The sequence below is a fragment of the Streptomyces sp. NBC_00513 genome (assembly GCF_041431415.1).
Lineage (GTDB): Bacteria > Actinomycetota > Actinomycetes > Streptomycetales > Streptomycetaceae > Streptomyces.
Map to the genome: position 1 here is coordinate 5653460 of NZ_CP107845.1, position 25848 is coordinate 5679307.

Here is a 25848-nt window from a genome sequence, read left to right on the forward strand (position 1 = left end):
GGGGACCGGGGGACGGGGGAACCGTCGTACCGGGTGTCACGACCTCGGCCGTGCCCGCCGGTCCGGCGTCTACCAGGGCATCGACACTCCACCGTTCGGGCGAAGGATCTGGCCCGTCATGAAGGACGAGGCGTCCGAGGCGAGGTAGAGCACGGCCTGCGCGATGTCCTCGGGCTCGCCGACCCGGCCGAGCGGGGACATCCGTACCATCATCGCCTCGGTCCGCTCCTGCGCCCGCGCGCCGTGGCGGCCGGTCATGGGGGTGCGGATCCACCCCGGCGCGACGGCGTTGACGCGGATGCCGTGCGGGCCCGTCTCGGTGGCCAGGGTCTTGGTCAGCTGGACGACGGCGGCCTTGGCGGCGCTGTAGCAGAGCAGACCGGGCTGGGCGGCGTCCACGGCGCCGGATGCCATGGTGACGATCGAGCCGGGGCGGCCGGCGGCGATCATGGCGCGGGCGGATTCCTGGCAGGTGCGCAGGACACCCTTGAAGTTGATGTCGAGGACCCGGTCGAGGTCCTCGTCGGTGGTCTCCAGGACGCTGCTGGTGTGCATGATCCCGGCGATGGCGGCCGTGATGTCGAGGGGGCCCGCGGCCGCGACGGCCGCCCGGAGCGCGGTGCGGTCCGTGACGTCGAGTGCGTGGACGGTGGCCCGTCCGCCGGCCTTGGCGACCAGGTCGGCGGTCTCCCGAAGGCCGTGCGCGTCCCGGTCCGCGCAGTGCACGGCCGCGCCGGCCTCGGCGAGGAGCACGGCGGTGGCGCGGCCGATGCCGCTCGCGGCGCCGGTGATCAGCGCGGTGCGGCCGGTGAGGTCGTACGAGGCTGTGGGCATGTCGGGACCGTACGACCGAACCTGACGGACCGTCAACTACGGGGTCGGGCCGGATTGGCAGCTCGGACACCAGTAGGTGGGCCGGTCGTCCTGCGGGGCCTCGCGGACCGGGGTGCCGCAGCGCAGGCAGGGGCGGCGCAGGCGGCCGTAGACGAACAGGTCCTGCCCGGGGCGGCGACTGCCGGTGGTGTTGCGGTGGCCGTCGTGGCCGCCGCGCTCGCCGATGTTGGCGCGCAGGAGCCGGTGCGCGGCCCCGGCGAGCCGGACGGTCGTGACCTCGGGGTCGGGGAGGGCGCCCACCGGGGTCCACGGGGTCACCTGGGCCAGGAAGCAGAGCTCGGACTTGTAGATGTTGCCGATGCCGGCCAGGTTGCGTTGGTCGAGGAGGGCCTCGCCGAGGGGGCGGTCGGGGGCGGCGAGGAGGTTCGCGGCGGCCCGGGCGGCATCCCAGTCCGGGCCGAGGAGGTCCGGGCCGAGGTGGCCGACGACGCGTTCCTCGTCGGCGGTGCGGATCAGTTCCACGACGGGGAGGCGGTAGCCGACGGCGGTGGAGTCGGCGGTGCCGAGGACGACGCGGATCTCGTGGACGGGGCCCCCGCGCCACTTCGCGGCCGCGGGGAAGACGTGCCAGGCGCCGTCCATGCGGAGGTGCGTGTGGAGGGTGAGGCCGTCGTCCCCGTCGCCCCCCTCGAAGCGGGCCAGGAGGTGCTTGCCGCGGGGGATGACGTCGAGGGTGGTGCGGCCCGTGAGGTCGGCGGTGGCGAAGCGGGGAACGCGCAGGTCGGAGCGCGTGAGCCGTTTCCCGGCCAGGGCCTCGTGGAGGCGGGCCGCCGCGCGCCAGACGCTGTCTCCTTCGGGCATGGGCCCATTGTCGGCCTCGGGGCGGGGATTCTGCGCCGCACCCCGGTGTACGGCGAGCCCCCGCGGCCGTTCGCCGCGGGGGCCCGAGTGGCGGCTGGGCCTACTTCCAGGTGAGGCCCTTCTTGTCGCTCAGGGAGTTGTAGGGCTCGCCCCAGTACTCGGCGCCGACCACCTTGGTCTGGGCCGAGGGGGCCAGGGCGACGGCGCAGTTGGTCTGCGACTTGCCGTTGGTGAAGTCGCGCGGCAGCGAGTCGTCGTCACACTTCTCGAACGTGCCGATGATCGAGAGGCCCTGGGCCTCGCTGCCGTCCGGGAGGAGGCCCTTGATGTGGCCCACGGAGGTGTGCGACAGATCGGTGGTGCCGACGTTCTTGACCGAGTAGCGGATGTAGTACGGAACCATCCCCTTGACCTTGTCGCCGAGCTTGAGCGCGGCGAGGTCGGAGGCCTGGCCCTGCTCGATGCCGGTCACGGTGAGGGCGATGGTGCCGGCCTTCTCCGTGCCGTACTTGAACGGGACGGTGGCCGCCTCGCCGATCTTGAAGCTCTGGCCGGACTTGGCGGTGCCCGCGGTCCCGGGGGCCGGTGCGTCGCCGCCTCCGGCCGACGGGGAGGCGCTCGTGTCGGGCTCCGCGGACTTGGAGGGCTGGGCGGCGGACGGGGAGGACGCCGGCGCCGGGTCCTTCTCCTCGTTGCCGCTCTTGCAGCCGGTCAGAGCCAGGCCGACGACCGCCAGGCCGATGAAGCCGACCGCGGTCCCGCGGGTGCCTATGCTGCTCACTGTTCTCGTCCCCCATGAATGTGCGTCGGGCATCTGGATGTGCGTCGGGCATCGCGTCGAACGCGATGCCTTATGCGATCTTGATAACGCACAAAAGGCCGCGATTGCCAGGTGGGCGGGGTCTCGTGACGTGTTCAGTACAAGACCGGCACACTTGGGTCCGTTTCGTGGAGATCAGTTGCGCAGCCGCAGGCCCCGCGGGGTCGCATGGAAGCCGGCCGCCTCCAGGGCCGGCCCCAGGGGCGAGGTCAGCGCCGGCGCGGCATTGATCCGCTCCACCGTCAGGGCGGGGACGGTGCCCGCGCGCGAGGCCGCGACGAGCGCCGCCGTCGCCGCGGCGAGGCGCGGGTCCTCCGCCGGCGGCCAGGCCAGCAGGGTCTTGCCACCACGCTCCAGATACAGCGTGAGTTCACCGTCGACCAGCACCACGAGGGAGCCCGCCTTACGGCCCGGCTTGTGGGTGGCGTCGGCCGGGGGCTCCGGCCAGGGCAGGGCAGCGCCGTACGCGTTCGCCGGGTCGGCCGCGGCCAGGACCACCGCCGCCAGGGGAGGCGGGGTGCGCTCGGCAGCACGCAGCCGGTCCACCGCGCCGTCCATCGCGAACTGGGCCGCACCCAGACCCTCGACCACATAACCCCGGCGGGCCTGACCGCTGTCCTCGAAGGCCGACAGGACGCGGTAGACCGCGCTGAAGCCGCCCTGCACCCCCTCCGCCGCGACCGCGCCCCGGGTGACCACCCCGTGCCGGTCCAGCAGGGTGCGGGCCAGGGCGTGGGCGCGGTGGGTGGGGTCCGGGGCGTGCGTCGGCAGGAGGGACCAGCGACCCGAGACCGTGGGCGGGCCCGTACGGGACACGGTGGCGCCGAGGGTGCCGTAGCGGCCGCGCGGGACGGTGCGCCGCGCCCGATGGGCGGTGGCCCCCGCCGTGCGCCCCGAACCCAACAGGGACCGCAGGGGGGCCAGGGTGTCGTTGGTCAGCCGGCCCGACCAGGCCAGGTCCCAGACGGCGGAGGAGAGTTCGGCGTCCGAGACCGCGGGGTGCCCGGCCCGCACGGCCTCGGTGAGCTGGCGGAAGAACAGGCCGTACCCGCCCGATAGGGCGTCCAGGACGGCCTGGTGGATCGGGGTCGTCTCCAGCGGATGCGCCGGCGGGAGGAGCAGGGGCGCCGTCTCCGCGAGGTAGAGGGAGACCCAGCCGTCCTTGCCGGGCAGTGCCCCGGCGCCGGCCCAGATCACCTCGCCGGTGGTGGTCAGTTCGTCCAGCAGGGTCGGGGAGTAGCCCGCGACCCGGGAGGGCAGGATCAGGCGCTCCAGCGCGGAGGCCGGCACCGGGGCCCCCTGGAGTTGCTCCACCGCCCGGGCCAGGCCGTCGATCCCGCGCAGGGTCCCGCCCAGGTGCTGCCACTGCGGCAGGAACGTGGCCAGCGCCGTCGGCGGTACGGGCTCCAGCTCCTGCCGGAGCGCCGCCAGCGAGCGGCGACGCAGCCGGCGCAGCACGGCCGCGTCGCACCACTCCTGACCGATGCCGGCCGGATGGAACTCGCCCTGGACCACCCGGCCCGACGCGGCGAGCCGGTGCAGGGCGCCGTCGGTGACGGCCCCGCCCAGACCGAGGCGGGCGGCGGCCGCGGCCGTGGTGAACGGTCCGTGGGTGCGGGCGTACCGGGCCAGGAGATCACCGAGCGGGTCCTTGACCGGTTCGGTGAACGCCTCGGGGACCCCGACCGGGAGCGCGGTGCCCAGGGCGTCGCGCAGCCGGCCCGCGTCCTCGATCGCGGCCCAGTGCTCGGCTCCGCCGATCCGTACCCGGATGGCCCGGCGGGCGGCGGCGAGTTCACCGGCCCAGGAGGACTCGGCCCCGCGCTCGACCAGTTCGGCGTCGGTCAGCGGGCCCAGCATGCGCAGCAGGTCGGCCACCGACTCGGCGTCCTTGGCCCGGCGGTCCTCGGTGAGCCACTGGAGCTCCCGCTCCAACTCCTCCAGCACCGAGGCGTCGAGCAGCTCGCGCAGCTCCGCCTGGCCGAGGAGTTCGGCGAGCAGGCGGGAGTCCAGGGAGAGCGCGGCGGCCCTGCGCTCGGCCAGCGGCGAGTCGCCCTCGTACAGGAACTGGGCGACATAGCCGAAGAGGAGGGAGCGGGCGAACGGCGAGGGCTCGGGTGTGGTGACCTCGACCAGGCGGACCCGGCGCGCCTCGATGTCCCCCATCAGCTCGGTCAGGCCCGGCACGTCGAAGACGTCCTGGAGGCATTCCCGTACGGCTTCCAGCACGATCGGGAAGGAACCGAACTCCGAGGCCACCTGGAGGAGTTGCGAGGCGCGCTGGCGTTGCTGCCACAGCGGGGTGCGCTTGCCCGGACTGCGGCGCGGCAGCAGCAGGGCGCGGGCGGCGCACTCGCGGAACCGGGAGGCGAACAGGGCCGAGCCGCCCACCTGGTCGGTGACGATCTGGTTGATCTCGCCATGGTCGAAGGCGACGTCGGCGGCGCCCAGCGGGGCCTTCTCGTCGTCGAACTCGAAGGAGCGGTCGGGCTGCGCGGGGTCGTGGTCCAGCAGGTCCATGCTCAGGAGGTCGGCGTCCGGCAGGCGCAGCACGATGCCGTCGTCGGCGTGCATGACCTGCGCGTCCATTCCGTACCGCTCGGCGAGGCGGGCGCCGAGGGCGAGCGCCCACGGGGCGTGCACCTGCGCACCGAAAGGGGAGTGGACCACGACCCGCCAGTCACCCAGCTCGTCACGGAACCGCTCCACCACGATGGTGCGGTCGTCGGGGACGTGGCCGCAGGCCTCGCGCTGCTCGGAGAGGTACGCGAGGACGTTGTCCGAGGCCCAGGCGTCCAGGCCGGCCGCCAGGAGGCGCAGTCGGGCGTCCTCGTCGCTCAGGGCCCCCAGCTCGCGCAGGAACGCGCCGACGGCGCGGCCCAGTTCGAGGGGGCGGCCCAGCTGGTCGCCCTTCCAGAAGGGCAGCCGCCCGGGAACCCCCGGGGCGGGCGACACCAGGACCCGGTCCCGGGTGATGTCCTCGATCCGCCAGGAACTGGTGCCCAGGGTGAAGACGTCCCCGACGCGCGACTCGTAGACCATCTCCTCGTCGAGCTCACCGACCCGGCCGCCGCCCTTCTTCGGGTCCGCGCCCGCGAGGAAGACGCCGAACAGGCCCCTGTCCGGGATCGTGCCGCCGGAGGTGACGGCCAGCCGCTGGGCGCCCGGCCGGCCGGTGATCGTCCCTGCGACCCGGTCCCACACCACGCGCGGTCGCAGTTCGGCGAACGCGTCCGACGGGTAGCGGCCCGCCAGCATGTCCAGGACCGACGTGAACGCAGAGTCGGGCAGCGCCGCGAACGGCGCGGCCCGCCGCACCAGGGCCAGCAGGTCGTCCAGTTGCCAGGTGTCCATGGCCGTCATCGCGACCAGCTGCTGGGCCAGGACGTCGAGCGGATTGGACGGGACGCGCAGCGCCTCGATCGAACCGGTGCGCATCCGCTCGGTGACCACCGCCGCCTGCACCAGGTCCCCCCGGTACTTGGGGAAGACCACACCCGTGGAGACCGCGCCCACCTGGTGTCCGGCGCGGCCCACGCGCTGGAGCCCGGAAGCGACCGAGGGCGGGGACTCGACCTGCACCACCAGGTCCACCGCGCCCATGTCGATGCCCAGTTCCAGGCTGGAGGTGGCGACCACGGCAGGCAACCGGCCCGCCTTGAGGTCCTCCTCGACCAGCGCCCGCTGTTCCTTCGACACCGACCCGTGGTGTGCGCGGGCCAGCACCGGCGGGGCGCCACGCGCGGCCCCCGACTGGGCCATGATCTCCGCCGGCGGGGCGTCCTCGGGCAGCTTCTCACCCGTGGCGCGCTCGTACGCGATCTCGTTGAGCCGGTTGCAGAGCCGCTCGGCGAGCCGGCGGGAGTTGGCGAACACGATCGTCGAGCGGTGCGCCTGGACGAGGTCCGCGATCCGCTCCTCCACATGCGGCCAGATCGACGGCTTGTCGCCGCCGTCCTTGCCCTCGGACGCCGGGGAGCCCCCCAACTCGCCCATGTCCTGGACGGGGACGACCACCGACAGGTCGAACTCCTTCGTCGAGGGCGGCTGGACGATCTCCACCTTGCCGCGCGGCGCCAGGTACCGGGCCACCTCGTCCACCGGGCGGACCGTCGCCGACAGGCCGATCCGGCGGGCCGGACGCGGCAGCAGCTCGTCCAACCGCTCCAGGGACAGGGCGAGATGGGCGCCGCGCTTGGTCCCCGCGACCGCGTGCACCTCGTCCAGGATCACCGTCTCGACGCCCGCCAGGGCGTCCCGGGCGGCCGAGGTCAGCATCAGGAACAGGGACTCGGGGGTGGTGATCAGGATGTCCGGCGGTCGGGTCACCAGGGACCGGCGCTCGGCGGGCGGGGTGTCCCCGGAACGGATGCCGACCCGGATGTCCGGCTCCGGCGACCCCAGCCGGACGGACTCCTGCCGGATGCCGGTCAGCGGGCTGCGGAGATTGCGCTCCACGTCGACGGCCAGCGCCTTCAGCGGCGACACGTACAACACCCGGCAGCGCTTCTTCGGCTCGGCGGGCGGCGGGACGGACGCCAGCCGGTCGAGGGCCGCCAGGAAGGCCGCCAGGGTCTTCCCGGAGCCGGTGGGCGCCACGACGAGCACGTCCGATCCGGCCCCGATCGCCCGCCAGGCACCCTCCTGCGCGGCCGTGGGCATGTCGAAGGCCCCCGTGAACCACGAGCGGGTCGCGGGGGAGAACGAGTCGAGCGCGCTACCGGACATGCCCCCATCGTGCACCCGGCCACTGACAACCGGCCGGACCTGCGCAAACGTGCCGCGCTCCCGGGGCGCAGAATGGGGGGATGGGCACGGACGAGGGCCGCCGGGAATGGGCAAGGCACTGGCGGCACGCGGAGCTGCCGGGCCTGGACCTGCTGCGCGCCCACTACGTACGGCACACCTTCCCGCGCCACGCCCACGACGGCTACGTCATCGCGGCCGTCACGGGCGGCATCGAGGAGATCGGCCTGCCCGGCACCACCCTGCGCGCCGGCCCGGGCAGCGTGGTCCTGATCAACCCCGAGGTCCCGCACACGGCCCGCGCCGGCGTTCCCGAGGGCTGGGCGTACGCCACCCTCTACCCGTCCCGGGAGCTGATCACCGAGGTCGCCGCCGAGATCGGCACCCTGCGGGGAACGCCGGGCTTCACGGTCGACATGGTCACCGATCCGCACACCTCCCGGGTGATCGCCGAGGTGCACCGGGCCGCCGAGGCCGGCAACGCGCTGGCCGCCGACACCCTGCTGCGGGGCGCGGTCGCACGGATGCTGACCCGGCACGCCGGACCGCTGCCGGCCCGCGAGTCGCGCCGGGCGGGCGCCTCGGACGCCGAACGGGCCCGGAGCGTCCTGGAGGACCGGATGGCCGAGCCGCCCTCGCTGGAGCGGCTCGCGACGGAACTGGGCACGAGCCCGTTCGCCCTGCTGCGGGCCTTCCGGGAGCGGTACGGAATGCCCCCGCACACCTGGCTCACCGACGCCCGGGTCCGTCGGGCGCGCCGGCTGCTGGACGCGGGCACCCCGCCCGCCGAGGCGGCGGTCGCCGTCGGCTTCACCGACCAGCCGCACCTGAACCGCCACTTCACCCGGATCGTGGGCGTGCCCCCGGGCGCCTACCGGCGGGAACGGGCCGCCTGGGGCCCCGTCCCGTAGGCAGCGGGTCCGCGCCCGAGGCGAGAAGGACGGAACGCGGGGGTGCGGGCCGCAAGAACGTACAAGACCGGACCGTCCCTCCCCGCTTAGGTTCGCGGGGTGGGAGAACATCAGATGGTGATACGAGAGGCCCCCGACGAAGGGGTCGCCGACAAGCCGCGGGCCGCCGTCGTCCGGGACGCCCTCGGTGTCGGCGTGGCCGTCGGGCTGTCCGGATTCGCGTTCGGCGTGACCGCGGCCGGGGCGGGCGTCAGCGTGCTCCAGGCCTGCGTGCTGAGCCTGCTGGTGTTCACCGGGGCCTCGCAGTTCGCGCTGGTCGGGGCGCTGGCGGCGGGCGGGAACCCGTTCACCGCCGCCGCCGGGGCCTTCTTCCTCGGCACCCGCAACGCCTTCTACGGGCTGCGGCTGTCCCAGCTGCTGGCCCTCCCCAAGGCGGTACGGCCCTTCGCCGCACATTGGGTGATCGACGAGACCACCGCCGTGGCCCTGGCCCAGCCCGACCGGAAGTCGGCGCGACTCGGCTTCACCGTGACCGGGCTGACCCTGTACGCCCTCTGGAACCTGACCACGCTGCTGGGCGCCCTCGGCGCCGAGGCCATCGGGGACACCCGCGTGTGGGGTCTGGACGCCGCCGGGCCCGCCGTGTTCCTGGCCCTGCTCGCGCCGATGCTGAAGACCTCCACCGAGCGGGCGGTGGCCGCCCTCGCCCTGGTGCTCGGGCTGGGCCTGCTGCCCGTGCTGCCCTCCGGGGTGCCCGTGCTGATCGCGGCGCTGGCCGCGCCGATCGTGCTGTGGATGAAGGGACGCCGCTCGTGAACGTCTGGATCGCCATCGCGGTGACCGTCGTCGGCTGCTACGCGGTCAAACTCGTCGGTCTCCTCGTCCCCGCCGAGGCCCTGGAACGGCCCTCGGTACGCCAACTCGCCGCGCTGCTGCCCGTCGCCCTGCTCGCCGCGCTCACCGCCCAGCAGACCTTCAGCACCGGGCAGGAACTGGTACTGGACGCCCGGGCCGCAGGGCTGGCCGCCGCCGGGATCGCCCTGCTGCTGCGTGCCCCGTTCCTGGTGGTGGTCGGGGCCGCGGTCGCCGTCACCGCGGGGCTGCGGGCCCTGACCGGGTGACCGGGGCGAGCGGACGACCGTACGCCCGCAGGGTCAGCAGCGCCTCGACCGTGGCGATGGGCCGTCGCTCCAGGGAACTGCCCGGCGCCCAGGCCCTGCGACGCACCGGCCAACCGCCGTCCTGCTGCTGCTCGGCCGTGAGGAAGTCCAGGGCGCGCTCCATCTCCGCGTCGGTGAACCACCCCCGCGCCAGCGACTCCGGGCGGCGCGCGAAGTCGTACGGGAACAGCCGCTCGCCCGGCGCGTAGCCCGCGGCCGGAGGCTGCTCCTCGCGGCGTTCCGGATCCAGCACGACGAGCCCCCGCTCCCGCACCAGCCGCCCGAGCCGGTCCGCGGCCGCCGCCGCGCGCCCCCGGTCGGGCGCCCCGTCGAGGAAGGCGACCGCGCTCTGGATCTCGTACGGATGCGAGTGGCGCAGGGTCTCGACCCGGTCCCAACAGAAGTCCGTGGCCCGGAACAGCCACGCGTGCCAGACCCGGTTGCGGTGGAGCAGGCCGACGACGGGCCCCGTGGTCAGCAGCTCGCTCGGGGGATCGTCGCGCATCGGGTGGTAGGGGGCCGCCGGGTAGTCGCGCGGGGCCGGGAAGACCAGGGGGAGCGCGCCCTCCGGGGTGGAGACCAGGGTCAGGTGGCGGCAGAGCCGCTCGATGCGCCGGCCCGTGCAGCGGCCCAGGGCGTCGAGGACGCGCAGGGCGTGCGCGGTGTGCAGGGGCTGGCTCAGCGGGCCGCGCAGGTCCGGGTCCAGCGCGTGACCGTAGCCCCCGTCCTCGCCCAGGTACGCGCCGAGGGCGGCGTCCACCGCGTCGGCGTCCCCGCCGAGGAAGTGGAACGCGAACCGGCGCTGCTCCAGCACCCGGGCGGTGAGCCAGATGAACTGCTCGGCACGGGCCAGCGGGGCGGTCGGCGCCGGTGACGCCGCCGGGGCCAGCGAGGAAGCTTCGTCTCCAGGCATGCGTGAAACCGTAGGGCGCACGGATGCGGCGGCGGGGCCCGAACGCGGTCGGTGCACTCTCCGGGGCGCGATACTGGTGGCATGCGGTTGACGATTTTCTGGGAACGGATGGCCGAGCACTTCGGAGCGGGCTACGCGGACTCCTTCGCGCGCGACCACGTCATGACGGAACTCGGCGGACGCACCGTCCACCAGGCCCTCGACGCCGGCTGGGAGGCCAAGGACGTGTGGCGCGCGGTGTGCGCGGCGATGGACGTGCCGGCCTCGCTGCGCTGAGCCGCACGCCCGTTTCCTCACAAGCGCCGCAGGTGGGACACACTGGGCGGCGTGGCAGCGACAGAAGAGACGACCGAACGGCCCGCGCCGGCCCCCGCCGATCCCGAAGACCGGCCGCGTGACGGCGGCCCGGACCGGGTGCCGTCGCCCGCACGGGGCCCGGCCGAGGCGCGGATGCCGCGGTGGTTGCCGCGCGCGGTGATCCTCGTACTGGCCCTGGTCGCCTGTTTCCAACTCGGCAGCTGGGCCTTCCATCAGCTCATCGGGCTGCTCGTCAACATCCTGATCGCCTTCTTCCTCGCCCTCGCGATAGAGCCCGCGGTGGCGCGGATGGCGGCCCGCGGCATGCGCCGCGGGTTCGCCACCTTCCTGGTCTACCTGGGCGTTCTCGTCGCGACCGCGGGATTCGTCGCGCTGCTCGGCTCGATGCTCGCCGGGCAGATCGTGGACATGGTGGAGGGCTTCCCGAAGTACCTGGACTCGGTGATCGGATCGATCAACGACACCTTCCACACCGAACTGTCCCGGCTGTCGATCCAGGACAGCCTGCTGCACTCGGACTGGTTGCAGAAGTACGTGCAGAACAGTGCGACCGGCGTGCTCGACGTGTCCGCCACCGTCCTCGGCGGACTCTTCAGGCTGCTGACGATCGGGCTGTTCTCCTTCTACTTCGCCGCGGACGGTCCGCGACTGCGGCGCGCGCTGTGCTCCGTGCTGCCGCCCGGCAAGCAGTCGGAGGTGCTGCGCGCCTGGGAGATCGCCGTCGCCAAGACGGGCGGGTACCTCTACTCGCGCGGGCTGATGGCGCTGATCTCCGGGATCGCGCACTACATCCTGTTCGCGGTCCTCGGTGTGCCCTACGCGCCCGCCCTCGCGGTGTGGGTGGGTCTGGTGTCCCAGTTCATCCCCACCATCGGCACCTACCTGGCGGGCGCGCTGCCGATGCTGATCGCCTTCACGATCGACCCCTGGTACGCGCTGTACGTCCTCGGGTTCGTGGTGGTCTACCAGCAGTTCGAGAACTACGTGCTCCAGCCCAAGCTGACGTCGCGGACCGTGGACATCCATCCGGCGGTCGCCTTCGGCTCGGTCATCGCGGGCACCGCCCTGCTCGGCGCGGTCGGGGCGCTCATCGCGATCCCCGCCGTCGCCACGCTCCAGGCCTTCCTCGGCGCGTACGTGAAGCGGTACGAGCTGACGGAGGGCGCGGACGCGTCTACTTCTTCCCGTCCGCGTCGGCGAGTACGGCTGCCAGGGCTTCGGTGACGGTCGCCTCGACGCCGGCCTTGTCGACGCCCAGGCCGCTCAGCACGCCCTCGCCGTTCTCCAGCTCCAGCAGGGCGAGCAGGAGGTGCTCGGTGCCGACGAAGTTGTGGCCCAGCCGCAGGGCCTCGCGGAAGGTGAGCTCCAGGGCCTTCTTGGCGCCGGCGTCGAAGGGGACGAGGTCGGGTACCTCCGCGACGGCCTCCGGCAGCGCGGCGCCGGCGGCGGCGCGGACGTCGTCCGTCGCGACCCGCTGGGCCCGCAGGGCCTGAGCGGCGAGCGACTCGGGGTCCGCGAGCAGACCGAGGACCAGGTGCTCGGTGCGGATCTCGGTGTTGCCTGCGGCGCGGGCCTCGTTCTGCGCGGTCATCACGACATTGCGGGCGCGGGGGGTGAATCGGGCGAAGCCCTGCGCGGAGTCGAGGTCGCCTTCGGCGCCGTCGCCCTTGTCGCTCTTGGGGACGAAGCGCTTCTGGGCGGCCTGGCGGGTGACGCCCATGCTGCGGCCGATGTCGGTCCAGGAGGCGCCGGAGCGGCGGGCCTGGTCGACGAAGTGGCCGATGAGGTGATCGGCGACGTCCCCGAGCGCCTCGGCGGCGACGACGGCGCCGCTGAGCTGCTCCAGGGTGTCGGAGTGGACCTTCTTGATGGCCTCGATGAGGTCGTCGAGGCGTACCGGATTGGTCATGCGAACGGGTTCCACGGGAGGGTTCGTCATGGAGGCAACCGTAGGTTGACAGTCACGCGACTGTCAACCATGGGTTGTCACTCGCGTGACTGGCCGCGGCCCCGACCGGGGGTCGGCGCGGTCGGATCGGGAGAGGTGCGGCGTGCCCGCAGGGCCGACTGCCACGTTCGGCGCGCCACGTTCCGTATCGGATCGGCTACGTTACGCACGTGCGCGATGGGCGCGCCCGGAGTGGAGGAGACCGCAGTGACGACATCGGAAGACGAGCGGACGGGCGGCCCCGAGGCCCGGCTCGGATTCGAGCCCGGCCAGGTCGTCCAGGAGATCGGCCTGGGCGACGACGTCGACGAGGAGCTGCGCGCGGGCATCGCGCGGGTCATCGGCCAGGAATTGGTCGGCGAGGACTACGACGACGTCGTGGACGTCGTCCTCCTGTGGTTCCGGGAGGAGGACGGCGACCTCACCGACGGGCTCGTCGACTGCATCGCGCTGCTGGAGGACGGTGGCGTGATCTGGCTCCTCACCCCGAAGGTCGGGCTGGACGGACACGTCGAGCCGAGCGACATCGCCGAGGCCGTGACGACGGCCGGCCTCTCGCAGGCCCGACCCGTCAGCGTGACCAAGCGCTGGGCCGGAGCCAGGCTCACCACCCCCAAGTCCCGGAGGTAGGGCGGGCGGCGGCGACGTTTGTCCGGTGACCGGTCGACCCGTCCGAGGGATGGGTCGACCGGTCTCTCGCGTTCGGTCGCGTCGCGTCGGCGGGCGGGATCGCGCGGGGGTGTGGGGGTTCGGATCCGGCCACCCCTTCGGTGATAACGCCTTTCGTCGACTCGCCACGCCCTCTTGTGGGTTGGTCGTGACCTCTTAACAATGCGCATGACAACCGAAGGATCTTCGGTCGCATTGTCACGGGCGAACCCAGCCCTCGATTCGAGAGGGGAACCCCCCACGTGAACAAGCCTCTCGCCGGCGCCCTGCTCTCCGTGCTCCTGATCGGAGCGGCGGCGGCCCCGGCCGTGGCCTCCGCACCCCTGGAGGAGAAGGCGGCCCCGGCCGTCGCCGTCACCTTCGCGGGAACGGTCGCGCTCAGCAACTGTTCCGGCTCCGTCGTGCGCGCCCCCGCCTCCCAACCGAACGACCCCGCCCTGGTCCTCTCCAACGGACACTGCCTGGAGACCGGCTTCCCGGCGGCCGGCGAGGTCGTCAAGGACCGGGCGTCCAACCGCTCCTTCTCGCTGCTCAACGCCTCGGGTTCCAAGGTGGCGACCCTCAGGGCAAGCAAGATCGCGTACGGCACGATGACCGACACGGACGTGTCGATCTACCAACTCACCAAGACGTACGCGCAGATACAGAGTCAGTACGGCATCGGCGCGCTCACCCTCAACGACGTGCGCCCGGTGCAGGGCTCGGCGATCAAGGTGGTGTCGGGGTACTGGAAGCGCACCTACAGCTGCAGCGTCGACGGGTTCGCCTACCGGCTCAAGGAGGGCGAGTGGACCTGGAAGGACTCGGTCCGCTACACCTCGGCCTGCAACACCATCGGCGGCACCTCGGGCTCGCCGGTGATCGACACGACGACGGGCAAGGTCGTCGCCGTCAACAACACCGGCAACGAGGACGGCGGCCGGTGCACCGACAACAACCCGTGTGAGGTGGACCAGAACGGCAACGTGACGGTCCGTCGGGGCATCAACTACGCCCAGGAGACGTACACGATCGTCCCCTGCATAGGCGCCGGCAACGTGATCGACCTGAACCGCCCCGGCTGCACGCTGCCCAAGCCGTAGCGCTCCGCGACCGCCCGTCGCCGCGTCCGCCGTCGTACCGGTGCGCGCGGGGGCGGGCGGTCGCCCGTCGCCGCCCGGGGCGCCGCCGCATCGCCGCCCCGACCGCCTCAGGCCGGATGCAGCACGGCGACGGCGATCTCGCGGACCCGGTCGAGGGTGATCCCGGTGCGCTGCTCGACGGCGAGGGGGTGTGCGGTGGGCTCCAGCTCGATGAAGGGGCGCCGCCCCACCGGGCGCGTATGGCAGGTCGTCCTCAGGTTGACGGTGCCGGGGGAATAGAGCGCGAGTTCCGTGCTGAGCCAGCCGAAGTACGGCTTCTCGGCCTCGCGGCCCTCCGTGTGCCACAGGTCGAGGGCGCGGCCGAAGTTCTCCTTGCTGAGCGAGATCCAGACGCCCCACGAGAAGACGTGGCCGCTGTCGACCACGGGTATCTCGATCAGACCCCTGATGAAGAAGTGCCGACCCTGGATGACGCACTGCTCCGACGACAGCGTGCTGTCCGGATCGGCCTCGAAGCCGGGATTCCAGGCCTCGGGCGCCGGTGTCGAGTAGCTCAGGGGGAGCTCCGCGTGGTGCTCGCCGCAGCGTGAACACGTGAATCCGAGATCGTTGGCCATGCCGCGAGCCTAATGACCGGACCCGGGTGAGAGGCTCCCGGGCCGCCGCCCGCCCGGCGCCCGGCTGTCTTGCGCTCGCCCGAAGGACCGCCGGTCGCCCCGCCCGCCGGCCCGCCGCGTGTGCCGGGTGCGACGGAGTGGCTGCTTCCGAATCCTTGTTCGCCAGCCCGCCCGAGGGGTGGGTCGGCGCGCCCTCCTCGCGTCCGCGCCGGCCGTCACGGCAGGTCGGAGGGGAGTGGGGCGGGGTGGGCGTGGTGCGCTTGACAGGGAAATCGAACATCCATTCTCATGAGTTATCCACAGCTGAGCAGTGCGTGGGAGCGCATTGTCAGTGGCAGGCGTTAGCGTCAATGGCGTGAAGCGATCGACTCAAGCAAATCGGGTGGAACCCATGGCAGGCACCGACCGCGAGAAGGCTCTCGACGCCGCTCTCGCACAGATTGAACGGCAATTCGGCAAGGGTGCGGTCATGCGCCTCGGCGACAAGCCGAACGACCCCATCGAGGTCATCCCCACCGGGTCGACCGCGCTGGACATCGCCCTGGGCGTCGGCGGGCTCCCCCGCGGCCGTGTGATCGAGGTGTACGGACCGGAGTCCTCCGGTAAGACCACCCTGACCCTGCACGCCGTGGCCAACGCCCAGAAGGCGGGCGGCACCGTCGCCTTCGTGGACGCCGAGCACGCGCTGGACCCCGAGTACGCCAAGGCCCTCGGCGTCGACACCGACAACCTCATCCTGTCCCAGCCGGACACCGGCGAGCAGGCGCTGGAGATCGTGGACATGCTGGTCCGCTCCGGTGCCCTCGACCTGATCGTCATCGACTCCGTCGCGGCGCTCGTGCCGCGCGCCGAGATCGAGGGCGAGATGGGTGACTCCCACGTGGGTCTCCAGGCCCGACTGATGAGCCAGGCGCTCCGGAAGATCACCGGTGCCCTCAACCAGTCCAAGACCACCGCCATCTTCATCAACCAGCTCCGCGAGAAGATCGGCGTCATGTTCGGCTCGCCGGAGACCACCACCGGTGGTCGCGCGCTGAAGTTCTACGCCTCGGTGCGTCTCGACATCCGCCGTATCGAGACCCTGAAGGACGGCACGGACGCGGTCGGCAACCGCACCCGCGTCAAGGTCGTCAAGAACAAGGTCGCGCCGCCGTTCAAGCAGGCCGAGTTCGACATCCTCTACGGCCAGGGCATCAGCCGCGAGGGCGGCCTGATCGACATGGGCGTGGAGCACGGCTTCGTGCGCAAGGCCGGCGCCTGGTACACGTACGAGGGCGACCAGCTCGGCCAGGGCAAGGAGAACGCCCGCAACTTCCTGAAGGACAACCCCGCCCTCGCCGACGAGATCGAGCGGAAGATCAAGGAGAAGCTGGGCGTGGGCGTGCGCAAGGTCGCCGAGGCCCCCGCCGAGACCGGCGCGGACGCCCCCGCCGATGCCGCGGCCGTGCCCGCTCCGGCATCGAAGGCGAAGACGACGGCCAAGGCCGCCGTAGCCAAGAGCTGACCCGTGCGGGAGCAGGAAAGGGGCGGCGGAGCCGGTCGGGAGGGCCGCCGGGAGGGCGGCCGCGAAGCCCGCGGTGCGCTGCCGCCCCAGAGTCCCGAGGAGCAGGCGCGGGCGATCTGTCTGCGCCTGCTCACCGGGATGCCGCGAACCCGGCGGCAACTCGCGGACGCCCTGGAGAAGCGGGGCATCCCCGAGGAGGTGTCACAGGAGGTCCTCTGCCGGTACGAGGAGGTGGGCCTGATCGACGACGCCGCCTTCGCCGGTGCCTGGGTGGAGTCCCGCCACCGCGGTCGGGGCCTGGCGCGACGGGCGCTCGCGCAGGAGCTGCGGACCAAGGGAGTACACGCCACCCTCGTACAGGAGGCGCTGGAACAACTGGACTCCGAGCAGGAGGAAGAGACGGCCCGGGAGCTCGTGGAGCGCAAGCTCCGCTCGACCAGGGGCCTGGAGCGGGACAAACGGATCCGGCGCCTCGCCGGGATGCTGGCCCGCAAGGGGTACCCGGAGGGCATGGCCCTGCGGGTGGTCCGCCGCGCGTTGGAGACGGAGGACGTCGACGACGTCGACGCCCCGGAGTACCCCGGCGGCTGAACCGGTCCCCGGCCCGGCCCGCAGGGGGACGGGCGGCGGGCCGGCGCGGCGGCCGAGAGCGGGCCGGCGGCCTACACGGACAGGCAGGCCGGGCCGGCGCCCCGCGGGTCGGCGCGCCCGGGTCGGTGGGTGCGAGGCCGGTGCGTGCGGGGCCGGTGCGTGCGGGGGTGCGTCAGACGGCGGTGGTGGGGAGGCCGGCCGATCTCCAGGCCTGGAAGCCGCCCGTCAGGTCCGTCGCCCGATGGAGCCCCAGGGCGTGGAGGGAGACCGCGGCCAGTGTGGAGGCGTAGCCCTCGTTGCAGATGACGACGACCCCGATGTCATGGCTCGTCGCCTCGGGCAGCCGGTGCGACCCCTGGGGGTCGAGGCGCCACTCCAGTTCGTTGCGTTCGACGACCAGCGCGCCCGGGATCAGACCGTCACGCTCGCGCAGCGCCTGGTACCGGATGTCGACGAGGAGCGAGCCCTCGCGGGAGGCGGCGTACGCCTGCTCCGGCGAGACCCGGGCGTAGGTGGTCCTGAGGCGGTCGACGAGGGCGTCGATGCCCTCCGGCGCGGCGCTCACTGCCAGTCCGCCGGACGCTCGACGTGCTCCAGCCGCAGGACCTGCCCGCTGCGGCTGTAGCGGCGGATCAACGGGAGCGGAGGGTAGTACGCGTGGACGGAGACGGCGTGCTCGGCCGGGGACTCGTTGAGCACCTCGTGCACGTGGTGCAGGCCGAAGCCGCGGCCCGTGCCCTCCGTCAGGTCGCGCCTGCGGTCCACGTCGGGGGCCAGTTCCAGGGACTTCCAGCCCTCGGAGGGAAGGCGGACGGCCAGGGAGTGCTCGGTGAGCCGGCCGCGCGCGGTGGCGAACGCGCCCCGCGATTCGGCGTGGTCGTGCCAGCCGGTGCCGGTGCCCGGAGGCCAACCGATCAACCAGGCCTCGCTGCCGCCGGGCCCGTCCAGCCGTACCCACGTACGGCCTTCGGGGTCGAGCGGGAGCGAGCCCACGATCTCGGGGTCCGCCGCGGTGCGCAGCGCGAAGTCGAGAAGCTCGGCGGTCGTCGGACCGGCCGAGATCAGGGTGGGGGAAGACATGGAATGACCGTCCTGGAGGTTCGCGAAGGTGCGCGCGGGCCCGGAAGGGCACGGGGCGCGCGGGGGAAAGGGCGAATCAACAGGAAGGGCGACACACGCAGCCCGCGTAGCGGAGCAGGTCCATGTGAACCCTCCGCCACAGGCGTACGTCGTTGCCGGTCATGTCCGCGAGTGAAGCACGTGAGCGGGAGACCGGTCAATCGATCACGGAGGTGGGAGCGGTCACGGCCGGGGTGATCGAGGGCGCGCGCGCCGGTTCGGGCGCCCCGCAGCGGACGGCGTCCGCCGCCTCGTACAGCTCGGCCGGTCGGACCCCCGCGAAGGTCGCCGCCAGATGCCCGTCGGGCCGTACCAGCAGCACGGTGTGCGCCGGAGCACCCGGATAGCTGTCCGCGACCAGCAGGTCCGCACGCGTCGGGAGCGCGCTGACCGCCGCCGCGAGACGGGGCATCAGACCGGCGCCGAGCCAGTGGCGGCGGTCCCAGACCCCGGTCCCCGGGGCGACGAGGAGCACCAGCAGCCGGCCCCGCCCGAGCAGGTCGCGCAACGGCACGGTGGTGCCGTCGGGAGCGGTCACCGGGACATCGGCCACCGGGCCGCCCGGTTCCGTGGCCGTCGGGACCTCCCGTACCGCCACCGGAGGGGCGTACGCGGGCTCCGCGCCCAGCGGTCCCCGGCCGAGGTGGCCGTCGGTGAGCAGGCCCTCGGCGGAACGTGCCGCACCGGGGAGGTAGGTGCGCAGGCCGCCCCCGCCGCGCAGCGCCGGCATGGCCTGGTCGGCGGCGCGCAGCCGGGCGGCGACCGCCCTGCGCCGCTCGTCCTCGTACCCGTCGAGCAGCGCCTCGGAGGCCCCCTGGTGCCAGGCCACCGCCAGCCTCCAGGCCAGGTTCTCGGCGTCCCGCAGCCCCTCCTCGACGCCCTGGGTGCCGAGCGCGCCCAGCAGGTGCGCCGCGTCCCCGGCGAGGTAGGCCCGGCCGTCGCGCCAGCGCCGGGCGAGCCGGTGGTGCAGGGTGTGCACCCCGGTGTCGATCAGGTCGTACGGGGGAGTCGTGCCCCCGCACCACGCCGCGAGGGTGTCCCGGATGAGGGTCACCAGGGTGTCCGGGGTGACGAGTTCGCCGCGCGAGGGGAGCAGCCAGTCCAGCCGCCACACCCCGTCGGGCAGCGGGCGGGCGGTGACCTCGTGGTCCGCGCCGCGGTGCAGCAACGCCTCGCCGGGCCAGGGGAGTTCGGTACGGAGCGCGGCCACCGCGTGTCGTTCCACGGCGGTCCGGCCGGGGAAGCGGATCCCGAGCAGCTTGCGGACGGTGGAACGGGCCCCGTCGCAGCCCACGAGGTGGCTGCCGCGCCACCAGGTCGTCTCCCCGCCCCGGGTGTGCGCGGTGATGCCGCGCTCGTCCTGTTCCAGGGCGTCCAGCCGACAGTCGGTCACCAGCCGGACCAGCGGGTGCGCGCCGGCGGCGTCCCGCAGTCCGCGCGTCAGGGCGTGCTGGGGCAGGTGCAGCGGGGCCGGATGGTCCTCGAAGGTGATCCGACGCGAGTCCCGGCCGCGCCGCATGGTGCGCCAGGCGGCGAAGTAGGCGCCCTCGTCGCGCAGCGTCGTACAGCCGAGTCGGTGTGCCATCGCGGCGGTGTCGGCGTGCAGGACGACGGAGCGGGCGGGGCGCGGGTCGTCCTTGCCCGGGCCCTCGTCGAGTACGACGGTGGGTACGCCCGCGCCGGCCAGCGCGAGGCAGAGCGCGAGCCCGACGGGGCCCGCGCCGACGACGATCACCGGGTCCATGACGCGGCTCCCGATGTCCGGTATGTGATCACACAACGTATGCAACCGACTGGAAGTGCCTGCGTCAAGTGACACTCGTCGGCGCAACGCGGTGTGGTGCGGCGGAAGGTCTCCGCCGCACCACACAGGCTACGCACCATGACTGACTTGGTGTCAGTCGACCCGTCGGTCAGGCGCCACCACTGTTCGCGCCGGTGGCCATGTCGTCGACCCGCGCCGGGACCACGGCGCCGGTGCTCCGCTTGGACTTGCGCTGCCGGCTCTCCATCCAGGACGCGAAGCTGGTGAGGGCGAAGTTGACCGCGACGTAGATCAGCGCGATCACCACGAAGGTCGCGATCGTGTTGCTGTAGTTCGCCGAGATCTGCCGGGACATCGACATCAGCTCGCCGAGGCCGAGCACCGTGCCGCCGAGCGCGGTGTCCTTGAGGATCACGACCAGCTGGCTGACCAGGGCCGGCAGCATCGCGGTGACGGCCTGCGGGATCAGCACGTGGACCATGGTCTGGCCCTTGCGCATGCCGATCGCTTTGGCGGCGTCTGTCTGCCCGTTCGGGAGGGACAGCACGCCCGCCCGGACGATCTCGGCGATGACCGAGGCGTTGTACAGCACCAGGCCCGTGACCACCGCGTACAGCGGGCGGACGTCGGAGGACACACCGGTGTACTGGACGTACAGGGCGTAGCCGAACAGCATCAGCATGAGCACCGGGATGGCGCGGAAGAACTCGACGAACGCGCCGACGGGCGTCCGGACCCAGGCGTGGTCGGACAGCCGGCCGATGCCCAGCAGGGCGCCCAGCGGCAGGGCGATCACCATGGCGATCACGCCGGCCTTGAGGGTCTCCAACAGGCCGGGGATCAGGAACGTCGTCCAGATCTGGCTGTCGGTGACGAAGGGGCTCCACTTGTCGGCGTCGAGCTGGTTCTTGTCGGCCATGAGTCCCAGCGCCCACCACACGGCGAGGCCGAGGAGCACGAGGAAGACGCCGGAGTAGATCCAGTTCCGGGCCTTCGCCTTCGGACCCGGTGCGTCGTACAGCACGGACGTCATCGCTTCACCGCCGCTCGCTTGGCCACCCAGCCCAGCAGCAGGCCGGTGGGCAGGGTCAGCAGGACGAAGCCCAGGGCGAAGACCCCGAAGACGGCGAAGAGCGCGTCGGCCTCGTTCTCGATCATTTCCTTCATCAGCAGGGCCGCTTCGGCCACGCCGATGGCCGCGGCCACCGTGGTGTTCTTGGTGAGCGCGATCAGTACGTTGGTGAGCGGCGCGATGACCGCCCGGAAGGCCTGGGGGAGCACGATCAGCCGGAGCACCTGGAAGAAGCTCAGGCCCAGCGCGCGCGCCGCCTCGGCCTGGCCCACGGGCACCGTGTTGATGCCCGAGCGCAGTGCCTCACAGACGAAGGTGCCGGTGTAGGCCGTCAGTCCGAGGACCGCCAGTCGGAAACCGGTCTCCTTGAACGTGGTGCCGCCCAAGGTGATGCCGAGGGTCTCGCTGAGACCCAGCGAGCAGCCGATGATCACCAAGGTCAGCGGGGTGTTGCGCACCACGTTGACGTACGTGGTGCCGAAGCCGCGCATCAGCGGGACCGGGCTGACCCGCATTCCCGCCAGGGCGGTGCCCCATATGAGGGACCCGATCGCCGAGTAGAGGGTGAGCTGAACCGTCACCCAGAAGGCTCCGAGCACGTCGTACTGCCCGGAATCAAGAAAGTCGAACACGTTGCCCTGCGCTCTCCCCAGGATGGCCGGTGAGGGGCGCCACCGCCCGCGGCAGGCGGGCGGCGACGCTCCTCACCGAGGAATCAGCTGCCTTCGGTGATCTGCGGGGCAGGCTCGTTCTTGTAGCCGGCGGGGCCGAAGTTCGTCTTCACGGCCGCCTCCCAGGCGCCGTCCGCGACCATCTTCTTGAGCGCGGCGTTGATCTTGGTCTGGAGCTCCTTGTCGCCCTTCTTCAGACCGATGCCGTAGTTCTCGTTGCTCAGGCTCAGCCCGGCCAGCTTGAACTTGCCCTTGTTCTTCTCCTGCGCGGCGTAGCCGGCCAGGATCGAGTTGTCCGTGGTCAGGGCGTCGACGGCCTTGCTCTCCAGGGCGGTCAGGCACTCGGAGTAGCCGGCGTTCTGCTTGAGGTCGGCCTCGGGGGCCAGCTTCTCCTTGACGTTCTGCGCCGAGGTGGAGCCGGTGACCGAGCAGAGCTTCTTCTTGTTCAGGTCCTCGGGCTTGGTGATCGACGTGTCGTCGGCACGGACCAGCAGGTCCTGGTGCGCGAGGAGGTACGGGCCGGCGAAGTCGACCTTCGCCTTGCGCTTCTCGTTGATCGAGTAGCTCGCGACGACGAACTTCACGTCACCGTTGGAGATCAGGTTCTCGCGCTCGGCGCTGATGGCCTGCTTGAACTCGATCTGGTCGGGCTGGTAGCCGAGTTCCTTGGCCACGTAGGTCGCCACGTCGACGTCGAACCCGGTGAACTTGCCGTCCGGGTTCTTCAGACCGATGCCGGGCTGGTCGAACTTGATGCCGATGACGACCTTGTCCTTCTTGGCGCCACCGCTCGAACCGGCGTCACCGGACGCCTTGTCGCCGCTGCCGCCACAGGCGGTCGCGGTCAGGGCGAGAGCCACGGCCGCGGCGACGGCCGCTCCGGCCTTGTAAAGCTTCATGGTGAACTTCCCTCGGATGAGACGTGGTTGAACGCCGAACGAGACGTGTCGCGTCGGCGGGCCCGGTCGTGTCAGGGTTCTGACACCGGATCACTACCAGACGAGACCGTCAGTGATGCAGGATCTTCGACAGGAAGTCCTTGGCGCGGTCGCTGCGGGGGTTGCTGAAGAACTGCTCGGGCACCGCCTCTTCGACGATCTTTCCGTCGGCCATGAAGACGACCCGGTTGGCGGCGGAGCGGGCGAAGCCCATCTCGTGCGTGACGACCACCATGGTCATCCCCTCCCGGGCGAGCTGCTGCATGACCTCCAGCACCTCGTTGATCATCTCCGGGTCGAGAGCCGACGTCGGCTCGTCGAACAGCATCACCTTCGGGTCCATCGCCAGCGCGCGGGCGATGGCCACGCGCTGCTGCTGACCACCGGAGAGCTGCGCCGGGTACTTGTCCGCCTGGGAACCGACGCCGACGCGGTCGAGCAGCGCCTTCGCCTTCTCCGTCGCCTCCGCCGCGTTCGTCTTGCGGACCTTCAGCTGGCCCAACATGACGTTCTGCAGGACCGTCTTGTGCGCGAACAGGTTGAACGACTGGAAGACCATGCCGACATCGGCTCGCAGTCGCGCCAATTCCTTGCCCTCGGAAGGCAGTTCCTTGCCGTCGACCGTGATGGTTCCCGAGTCGATGGTCTCCAGCCTGTTGATCGTCCGGCACAACGTGGACTTGCCCGATCCCGAGGGACCGATCACCACGACGACCTCACCGCGGGCAATGCTCAGATCGATGTCCTGAAGCACGTGCAGCGCGCCGAAGTGCTTGTTGACGTTGCTCAGTACGACCAGGCTGTCCGCGGCAGCGGCCGCGTCCTGTACGTCCTTGGTCACTGATACTCCGCTCATCGGCTTCTTGCTCCGTCCTCCGTCGGTTGGGAGGACAGTAGTGACGAGGCGCGCACACCGTCATCACATCTGAGGGAGAATTGAGCATAACGATCCGGCCTCGCCCGGATACGCTCCGTGCGCGACGCCCGCGACGGCGCCCCTGTACTCGTACCGGGTACATAACGGAAGACTCGCGGGAGCGGAACTCCCTTGACGTGGGACTCTGCATCAGCGTGGATGCATGGTGGCCATGAAACCGACATGACGCCGCAATGAAACCGCCACTACGGCGCCACCCCGCCGACCGGACGGGACGGACGAGGGAAGGGTGACGCAGTGAGACTGCTGCTCGTCGAGGACGACGACCACGTCGCCGCCGCGCTGTCCGCGATCCTCGCCCGGCACGGCTTCCGGGTGACCCACGCCCGCAACGGCGAGGAGGCGCTGCAGGCGCTCCTGCCGGCGGACGCCCCGCCCTTCGGCGTGGTCCTGCTCGACCTGGGCCTGCCCGACCAGGACGGCTACGAGGTGTGCGGAAAGATCCGCAAGCGCACCGCCACCCCCGTGATCATGGTGACCGCGCGTGGTGACGTGCGCTCACGCATCCACGGCCTGAACATGGGCGCCGACGACTACGTGGTCAAGCCCTACGACACCGGCGAACTCCTCGCCCGGATCCACGCCGTCGCCCGGCGCACCGGCGCCTCCGAGGAGGCCGCCGCCACGGGCACCGGGGCCCCCGCCATCGTCCGACTCGGTCCGGTCAGCATCGAACTGCCCACCCGCCGGGTCATCGTCGACGGCGCCGACGTACCGCTCACCCGCAAGGAATTCGACCTGCTGGCCCTGCTCGCACAGCGGCCCGGCGTCGTCTTCCGCCGCGAACAGATCATCAGCGAGGTGTGGCGCACCAGCTGGGAAGGCACCGGCCGGACCCTGGAGGTCCACGTCGCCTCGCTGCGCTCCAAGCTGAGCATGCCCGCACTCATCGAGACCGTCCGCGGTGTGGGCTACCGGCTCGTCACCCCGGCCGGCCCCTAGCGGGGTCCCGTCGTGCGTGCCCGACTGCTTCCGCTCCTCGTCGTCCTGATGGCGGGCGTCCTGCTGGCGCTCGGCTTCCCGCTCGCCGTCAGCCTCGCCGCCGGACAGCAGCAGCGGGTCGTGGTCGACCGGATCGACGACAGCGCCCGCTTCGCCGCCCTCGCCCAGTTCGTCATCGACGCCGAGGGTTCCGGTTCCACCGGCGCCGACGAACGCCGCGACACCCTCCAACTGGAACTCGCCCGCTACCAGGAGCTGTACGGCATCCGCGTCGGCATCTTCTACCGCGACGACAACGCCATGGCCCGCGCGCCCGGCTGGTGGCAGCTCCCCGATTCCAGGGAAGGGCGCCGGGCCTTCGAGGATGCCCTCGCCGGACGCCGCAGCCACGACCCGGGCCAGGTGTGGCCCTGGCAGACCGACGGCAGACTCCTCGTGGTCTCCCCGGTCGTCCTCGACGGCGACGTCGTCGCCGTCGTCGCCACCGAATCGCCCACCGACCAGATGCGGGGCCGGATCCTGCAGGGATGGCTCCTCATCGCGGGCGGCCTCGCCGCCGCCATGCTGGTCGCCTTCGGAGCCGCGCTGCGGCTCACCAGCTGGGTGCTCAAGCCCGTCCAGACCCTGGACGCGGCCGCCCACGGCATCTCCACCGGCAAGATGAACTCCCGGGTCGCGGCCGACAGCGGACCGCCGGAACTGCGACGACTGGCCCACTCGTTCAACGAGATGGCGGACAACGTCGAAGAGGTGCTGGAGCAGCAGCGGGCGTTCGTCGCGGACGCCTCCCACCAACTGCGCAACCCGCTCGCCGCGCTGCTCCTGAGGATCGAACTCCTCGCCCTCGAACTGCCCGAGGGAAACGAGGAGATCGCCTCCGTGCGCACCGAGGGCAGACGCCTGACCCAGGTCCTCGACGACCTGCTCGACCTGGCGCTGGCCGAGCACGCCGCCGCCGAGATCTGCCTGATCGACATCGGCGGGCTGGCCGCCGAGCGGGTCACCGCGTGGCGCCCCTTCGCCGAGGACAAGGGCGTGGAGCTCACCGAGCCCGGCCCCGAGGCCGTCACCGGCTGGGCCGACCCCATCGCCCTGTCCAGCGCCCTCGACGCCGTCATCGACAACGCCCTCAAGTTCACCCCCCGGGGAGAGCGCGTCGAGGTCGAGGTCTCCACCGAGGGGCGCCTCGCGCTCGTCACCGTCGCCGACCGGGGCCCCGGACTCACCCCCGAGGAACTGCTGCGCGTCGGCGACCGCTTCTGGCGCAGCGGACGCCACCAGAACGTCAAGGGATCCGGGCTGGGCCTGTCCATCTCCCGCGCACTGCTCGCCTCGGGCGGCGGGTCCCTCGCGTACGAGACGAACCCGCCGCACGGACTGCGGGTGACGGTGGCCGTGCCGCACACCGACCCCCACGCGGACTAGCCAGG

General features: G+C 72.1%; 26 protein-coding genes. 11 read left to right on the plus strand and 15 right to left on the minus strand.

The window, feature by feature from the left end; all coding sequences use genetic code 11:
- Window positions 1–69: 69 nt before the first annotated feature.
- From OHA84_RS26140 to OHA84_RS26155, 4 genes are all read right to left on the minus strand, one after another.
- A complete protein-coding gene (locus OHA84_RS26140) occupies window positions 70–834 on the minus strand; it encodes an SDR family NAD(P)-dependent oxidoreductase (protein ID WP_266950247.1) in 765 nt (254 codons plus the stop codon).
- 36 nt (window positions 835–870) lie between these two features.
- The gene (locus OHA84_RS26145) at window positions 871–1695 is read right to left on the minus strand and encodes an Fpg/Nei family DNA glycosylase (protein ID WP_053682247.1); all 825 of its coding nucleotides are present in this window, start codon (window positions 1693–1695) and stop codon (window positions 871–873) included.
- A gap of 100 nt (window positions 1696–1795) precedes the next feature.
- Window positions 1796–2476 (minus strand): hypothetical protein, encoded by a 681-nt coding sequence (locus OHA84_RS26150; RefSeq protein ID WP_053682248.1) that lies wholly within the window; start codon window positions 2474–2476, stop codon window positions 1796–1798.
- A gap of 174 nt (window positions 2477–2650) precedes the next feature.
- Entirely contained in the window at window positions 2651–7243 is a 4593-nt protein-coding gene (locus OHA84_RS26155) for an ATP-dependent helicase (protein ID WP_053682249.1), read from the minus strand.
- 80 nt (window positions 7244–7323) lie between these two features.
- Between OHA84_RS26155 and OHA84_RS26160 the strand changes: the two genes are divergently transcribed.
- The 3 genes from OHA84_RS26160 (at window position 7324) to OHA84_RS26170 (ending at window position 9293) form a co-directional block, all read left to right on the plus strand.
- Window positions 7324–8172, plus strand: a complete 849-nt coding sequence (locus tag OHA84_RS26160; protein WP_266950252.1) for an AraC family transcriptional regulator — start codon at window positions 7324–7326, stop codon at window positions 8170–8172.
- 114 nt (window positions 8173–8286) lie between these two features.
- Entirely contained in the window at window positions 8287–8988 is a 702-nt protein-coding gene (locus OHA84_RS26165; protein WP_266950254.1) for an AzlC family ABC transporter permease, read from the plus strand.
- Window positions 8985–9293, plus strand: a complete 309-nt coding sequence (locus tag OHA84_RS26170; protein ID WP_053682252.1) for an AzlD domain-containing protein — start codon at window positions 8985–8987, stop codon at window positions 9291–9293. Before OHA84_RS26165 ends, OHA84_RS26170 begins: the two co-directional genes overlap by 4 nt.
- Here the strand turns inward: OHA84_RS26170 and OHA84_RS26175 are convergent.
- A complete protein-coding gene (locus OHA84_RS26175) occupies window positions 9262–10245 on the minus strand; it encodes a hypothetical protein (protein ID WP_266969536.1) in 984 nt (327 codons plus the stop codon). The genes OHA84_RS26170 and OHA84_RS26175 overlap by 32 nt on opposite strands.
- Before the next feature lie 81 nt (window positions 10246–10326).
- On the opposite strand from OHA84_RS26175, the gene OHA84_RS26180 reads away from it, so the two are divergent.
- Window positions 10327–10521: a DUF3046 domain-containing protein gene (locus OHA84_RS26180; RefSeq protein ID WP_053682254.1), complete on the plus strand. Its 195-nt coding sequence runs from the start codon at window positions 10327–10329 to the stop codon at window positions 10519–10521.
- Window positions 10522–10695: 174 nt separating this feature from the next.
- Entirely contained in the window at window positions 10696–11787 is a 1092-nt protein-coding gene (locus OHA84_RS26185; RefSeq protein ID WP_053682255.1) for an AI-2E family transporter, read from the plus strand.
- On the opposite strand, the gene OHA84_RS26190 is transcribed toward OHA84_RS26185, so the two are convergent.
- Window positions 11738–12502: a Clp protease N-terminal domain-containing protein gene (locus OHA84_RS26190; RefSeq protein WP_266969534.1), complete on the minus strand. Its 765-nt coding sequence runs from the start codon at window positions 12500–12502 to the stop codon at window positions 11738–11740. The genes OHA84_RS26185 and OHA84_RS26190 overlap by 50 nt on opposite strands.
- A 186-nt stretch (window positions 12503–12688) precedes the next feature.
- Between OHA84_RS26190 and OHA84_RS26195 the strand changes: the two genes are divergently transcribed.
- Together OHA84_RS26195 and OHA84_RS26200 are read left to right on the plus strand one after the other, a co-directional pair.
- Window positions 12689–13141 carry a DUF3052 domain-containing protein gene (locus OHA84_RS26195; RefSeq protein ID WP_053682257.1) on the plus strand — a complete coding sequence of 151 codons (453 nt, stop codon included), beginning with the start codon at window positions 12689–12691 and terminating at the stop codon, window positions 13139–13141.
- A 281-nt stretch (window positions 13142–13422) separates the two neighbouring features.
- Window positions 13423–14262: a serine protease gene (locus OHA84_RS26200; RefSeq protein WP_266969532.1), complete on the plus strand. Its 840-nt coding sequence runs from the start codon at window positions 13423–13425 to the stop codon at window positions 14260–14262.
- Between the two features lie 107 nt (window positions 14263–14369).
- Here OHA84_RS26200 and OHA84_RS26205 read toward each other — a convergent pair whose 3' ends face one another.
- On the minus strand, window positions 14370–14879 hold the full coding sequence (locus OHA84_RS26205) for a DUF2199 domain-containing protein (protein ID WP_266969530.1): 510 nt from the start codon (window positions 14877–14879) through the stop codon (window positions 14370–14372).
- Between the two features lie 391 nt (window positions 14880–15270).
- Here OHA84_RS26205 and recA point away from each other — a divergent pair, with 391 nt between their 5' ends.
- Complete coding sequence (recA, locus tag OHA84_RS26210) at window positions 15271–16383, plus strand: recombinase RecA (RefSeq protein WP_053682259.1); 1113 nt, start codon at window positions 15271–15273, stop codon at window positions 16381–16383.
- Window positions 16384–16386: 3 nt separating this feature from the next.
- Window positions 16387–16974 carry a recombination regulator RecX gene (gene recX / locus OHA84_RS26215; RefSeq protein WP_266969527.1) on the plus strand — a complete coding sequence of 196 codons (588 nt, stop codon included), beginning with the start codon at window positions 16387–16389 and terminating at the stop codon, window positions 16972–16974.
- Window positions 16975–17146: 172 nt separating this feature from the next.
- Here recX and OHA84_RS26220 read toward each other — a convergent pair whose 3' ends face one another.
- The 8 genes from OHA84_RS26220 to OHA84_RS26255 form a co-directional block, all read right to left on the minus strand.
- On the minus strand, window positions 17147–17539 hold the full coding sequence (locus tag OHA84_RS26220; RefSeq protein ID WP_266950267.1) for a rhodanese-like domain-containing protein: 393 nt from the start codon (window positions 17537–17539) through the stop codon (window positions 17147–17149).
- Window positions 17536–18054: a cysteine dioxygenase gene (locus OHA84_RS26225; RefSeq protein ID WP_266950269.1), complete on the minus strand. Its 519-nt coding sequence runs from the start codon at window positions 18052–18054 to the stop codon at window positions 17536–17538. Before OHA84_RS26225 ends, OHA84_RS26220 begins: the two co-directional genes overlap by 4 nt.
- Window positions 18055–18130: 76 nt before the next feature.
- The gene (locus OHA84_RS26230; protein WP_311318651.1) at window positions 18131–18217 is read right to left on the minus strand and encodes a putative leader peptide; all 87 of its coding nucleotides are present in this window, start codon (window positions 18215–18217) and stop codon (window positions 18131–18133) included.
- Between the two features lie 33 nt (window positions 18218–18250).
- Complete coding sequence (locus OHA84_RS26235) at window positions 18251–19837, minus strand: FAD-dependent monooxygenase (RefSeq protein ID WP_266969525.1); 1587 nt, start codon at window positions 19835–19837, stop codon at window positions 18251–18253.
- Window positions 19838–20006: 169 nt separating this feature from the next.
- Window positions 20007–20891: an amino acid ABC transporter permease gene (locus tag OHA84_RS26240; protein ID WP_053682263.1), complete on the minus strand. Its 885-nt coding sequence runs from the start codon at window positions 20889–20891 to the stop codon at window positions 20007–20009.
- On the minus strand, window positions 20888–21562 hold the full coding sequence (locus tag OHA84_RS26245) for an amino acid ABC transporter permease (protein WP_053682264.1): 675 nt from the start codon (window positions 21560–21562) through the stop codon (window positions 20888–20890). Before OHA84_RS26245 ends, OHA84_RS26240 begins: the two co-directional genes overlap by 4 nt.
- An 83-nt stretch (window positions 21563–21645) precedes the next feature.
- The gene (locus tag OHA84_RS26250; protein ID WP_053682265.1) at window positions 21646–22500 is read right to left on the minus strand and encodes a glutamate ABC transporter substrate-binding protein; all 855 of its coding nucleotides are present in this window, start codon (window positions 22498–22500) and stop codon (window positions 21646–21648) included.
- Window positions 22501–22609: 109 nt separating this feature from the next.
- Window positions 22610–23395, minus strand: a complete 786-nt coding sequence (locus OHA84_RS26255) for an amino acid ABC transporter ATP-binding protein (protein WP_053682266.1) — start codon at window positions 23393–23395, stop codon at window positions 22610–22612.
- 318 nt (window positions 23396–23713) lie between these two features.
- Between OHA84_RS26255 and OHA84_RS26260 the strand changes: the two genes are divergently transcribed.
- Together OHA84_RS26260 and OHA84_RS26265 are read left to right on the plus strand one after the other, a co-directional pair.
- The gene (locus tag OHA84_RS26260) at window positions 23714–24418 is read left to right on the plus strand and encodes a response regulator transcription factor (protein WP_053682267.1); all 705 of its coding nucleotides are present in this window, start codon (window positions 23714–23716) and stop codon (window positions 24416–24418) included.
- A gap of 12 nt (window positions 24419–24430) precedes the next feature.
- Window positions 24431–25843 carry a HAMP domain-containing sensor histidine kinase gene (locus OHA84_RS26265; RefSeq protein ID WP_266950291.1) on the plus strand — a complete coding sequence of 471 codons (1413 nt, stop codon included), beginning with the start codon at window positions 24431–24433 and terminating at the stop codon, window positions 25841–25843.
- Window positions 25844–25848: the final 5 nt, after the last annotated feature.

Bases quoted from the DNA above. Each gene is read 5' to 3' on its own strand.
- OHA84_RS26195 (WP_053682257.1), top strand. From the start codon at position 12,689: ATGGGCGCGCCCGGAGTGGAGGAGACCGCAGTGACGACATCGGAAGAC.
- OHA84_RS26190 (WP_266969534.1), bottom strand. From the start codon at position 12,502: ATGACGAACCCTCCCGTGGAACCCGTTCGCATGACCAATCCGGTACGC.
- OHA84_RS26240 (WP_053682263.1), bottom strand. From the start codon at position 20,891: ATGACGTCCGTGCTGTACGACGCACCGGGTCCGAAGGCGAAGGCCCGG.
- OHA84_RS26230 (WP_311318651.1), bottom strand. From the start codon at position 18,217: ATGACCGGCAACGACGTACGCCTGTGGCGGAGGGTTCACATGGACCTG.
- OHA84_RS26205 (WP_266969530.1), bottom strand. From the start codon at position 14,879: ATGGCCAACGATCTCGGATTCACGTGTTCACGCTGCGGCGAGCACCAC.
- OHA84_RS26225 (WP_266950269.1), bottom strand. From the start codon at position 18,054: ATGTCTTCCCCCACCCTGATCTCGGCCGGTCCGACGACCGCCGAGCTT.
- OHA84_RS26250 (WP_053682265.1), bottom strand. From the start codon at position 22,500: ATGAAGCTTTACAAGGCCGGAGCGGCCGTCGCCGCGGCCGTGGCTCTC.
- OHA84_RS26145 (WP_053682247.1), bottom strand. From the start codon at position 1,695: ATGCCCGAAGGAGACAGCGTCTGGCGCGCGGCGGCCCGCCTCCACGAG.
- OHA84_RS26140 (WP_266950247.1), bottom strand. From the start codon at position 834: ATGCCCACAGCCTCGTACGACCTCACCGGCCGCACCGCGCTGATCACC.
- OHA84_RS26235 (WP_266969525.1), bottom strand. From the start codon at position 19,837: ATGGACCCGGTGATCGTCGTCGGCGCGGGCCCCGTCGGGCTCGCGCTC.
- OHA84_RS26175 (WP_266969536.1), bottom strand. From the start codon at position 10,245: ATGCCTGGAGACGAAGCTTCCTCGCTGGCCCCGGCGGCGTCACCGGCG.
- OHA84_RS26185 (WP_053682255.1), top strand. From the start codon at position 10,696: ATGCCGCGGTGGTTGCCGCGCGCGGTGATCCTCGTACTGGCCCTGGTC.
- OHA84_RS26165 (WP_266950254.1), top strand. From the start codon at position 8,287: ATGGTGATACGAGAGGCCCCCGACGAAGGGGTCGCCGACAAGCCGCGG.
- OHA84_RS26255 (WP_053682266.1), bottom strand. From the start codon at position 23,395: ATGAGCGGAGTATCAGTGACCAAGGACGTACAGGACGCGGCCGCTGCC.
- OHA84_RS26180 (WP_053682254.1), top strand. From the start codon at position 10,327: ATGCGGTTGACGATTTTCTGGGAACGGATGGCCGAGCACTTCGGAGCG.
- recA (WP_053682259.1), top strand. From the start codon at position 15,271: ATGGCAGGCACCGACCGCGAGAAGGCTCTCGACGCCGCTCTCGCACAG.
- OHA84_RS26155 (WP_053682249.1), bottom strand. From the start codon at position 7,243: ATGTCCGGTAGCGCGCTCGACTCGTTCTCCCCCGCGACCCGCTCGTGG.
- OHA84_RS26160 (WP_266950252.1), top strand. From the start codon at position 7,324: ATGGGCACGGACGAGGGCCGCCGGGAATGGGCAAGGCACTGGCGGCAC.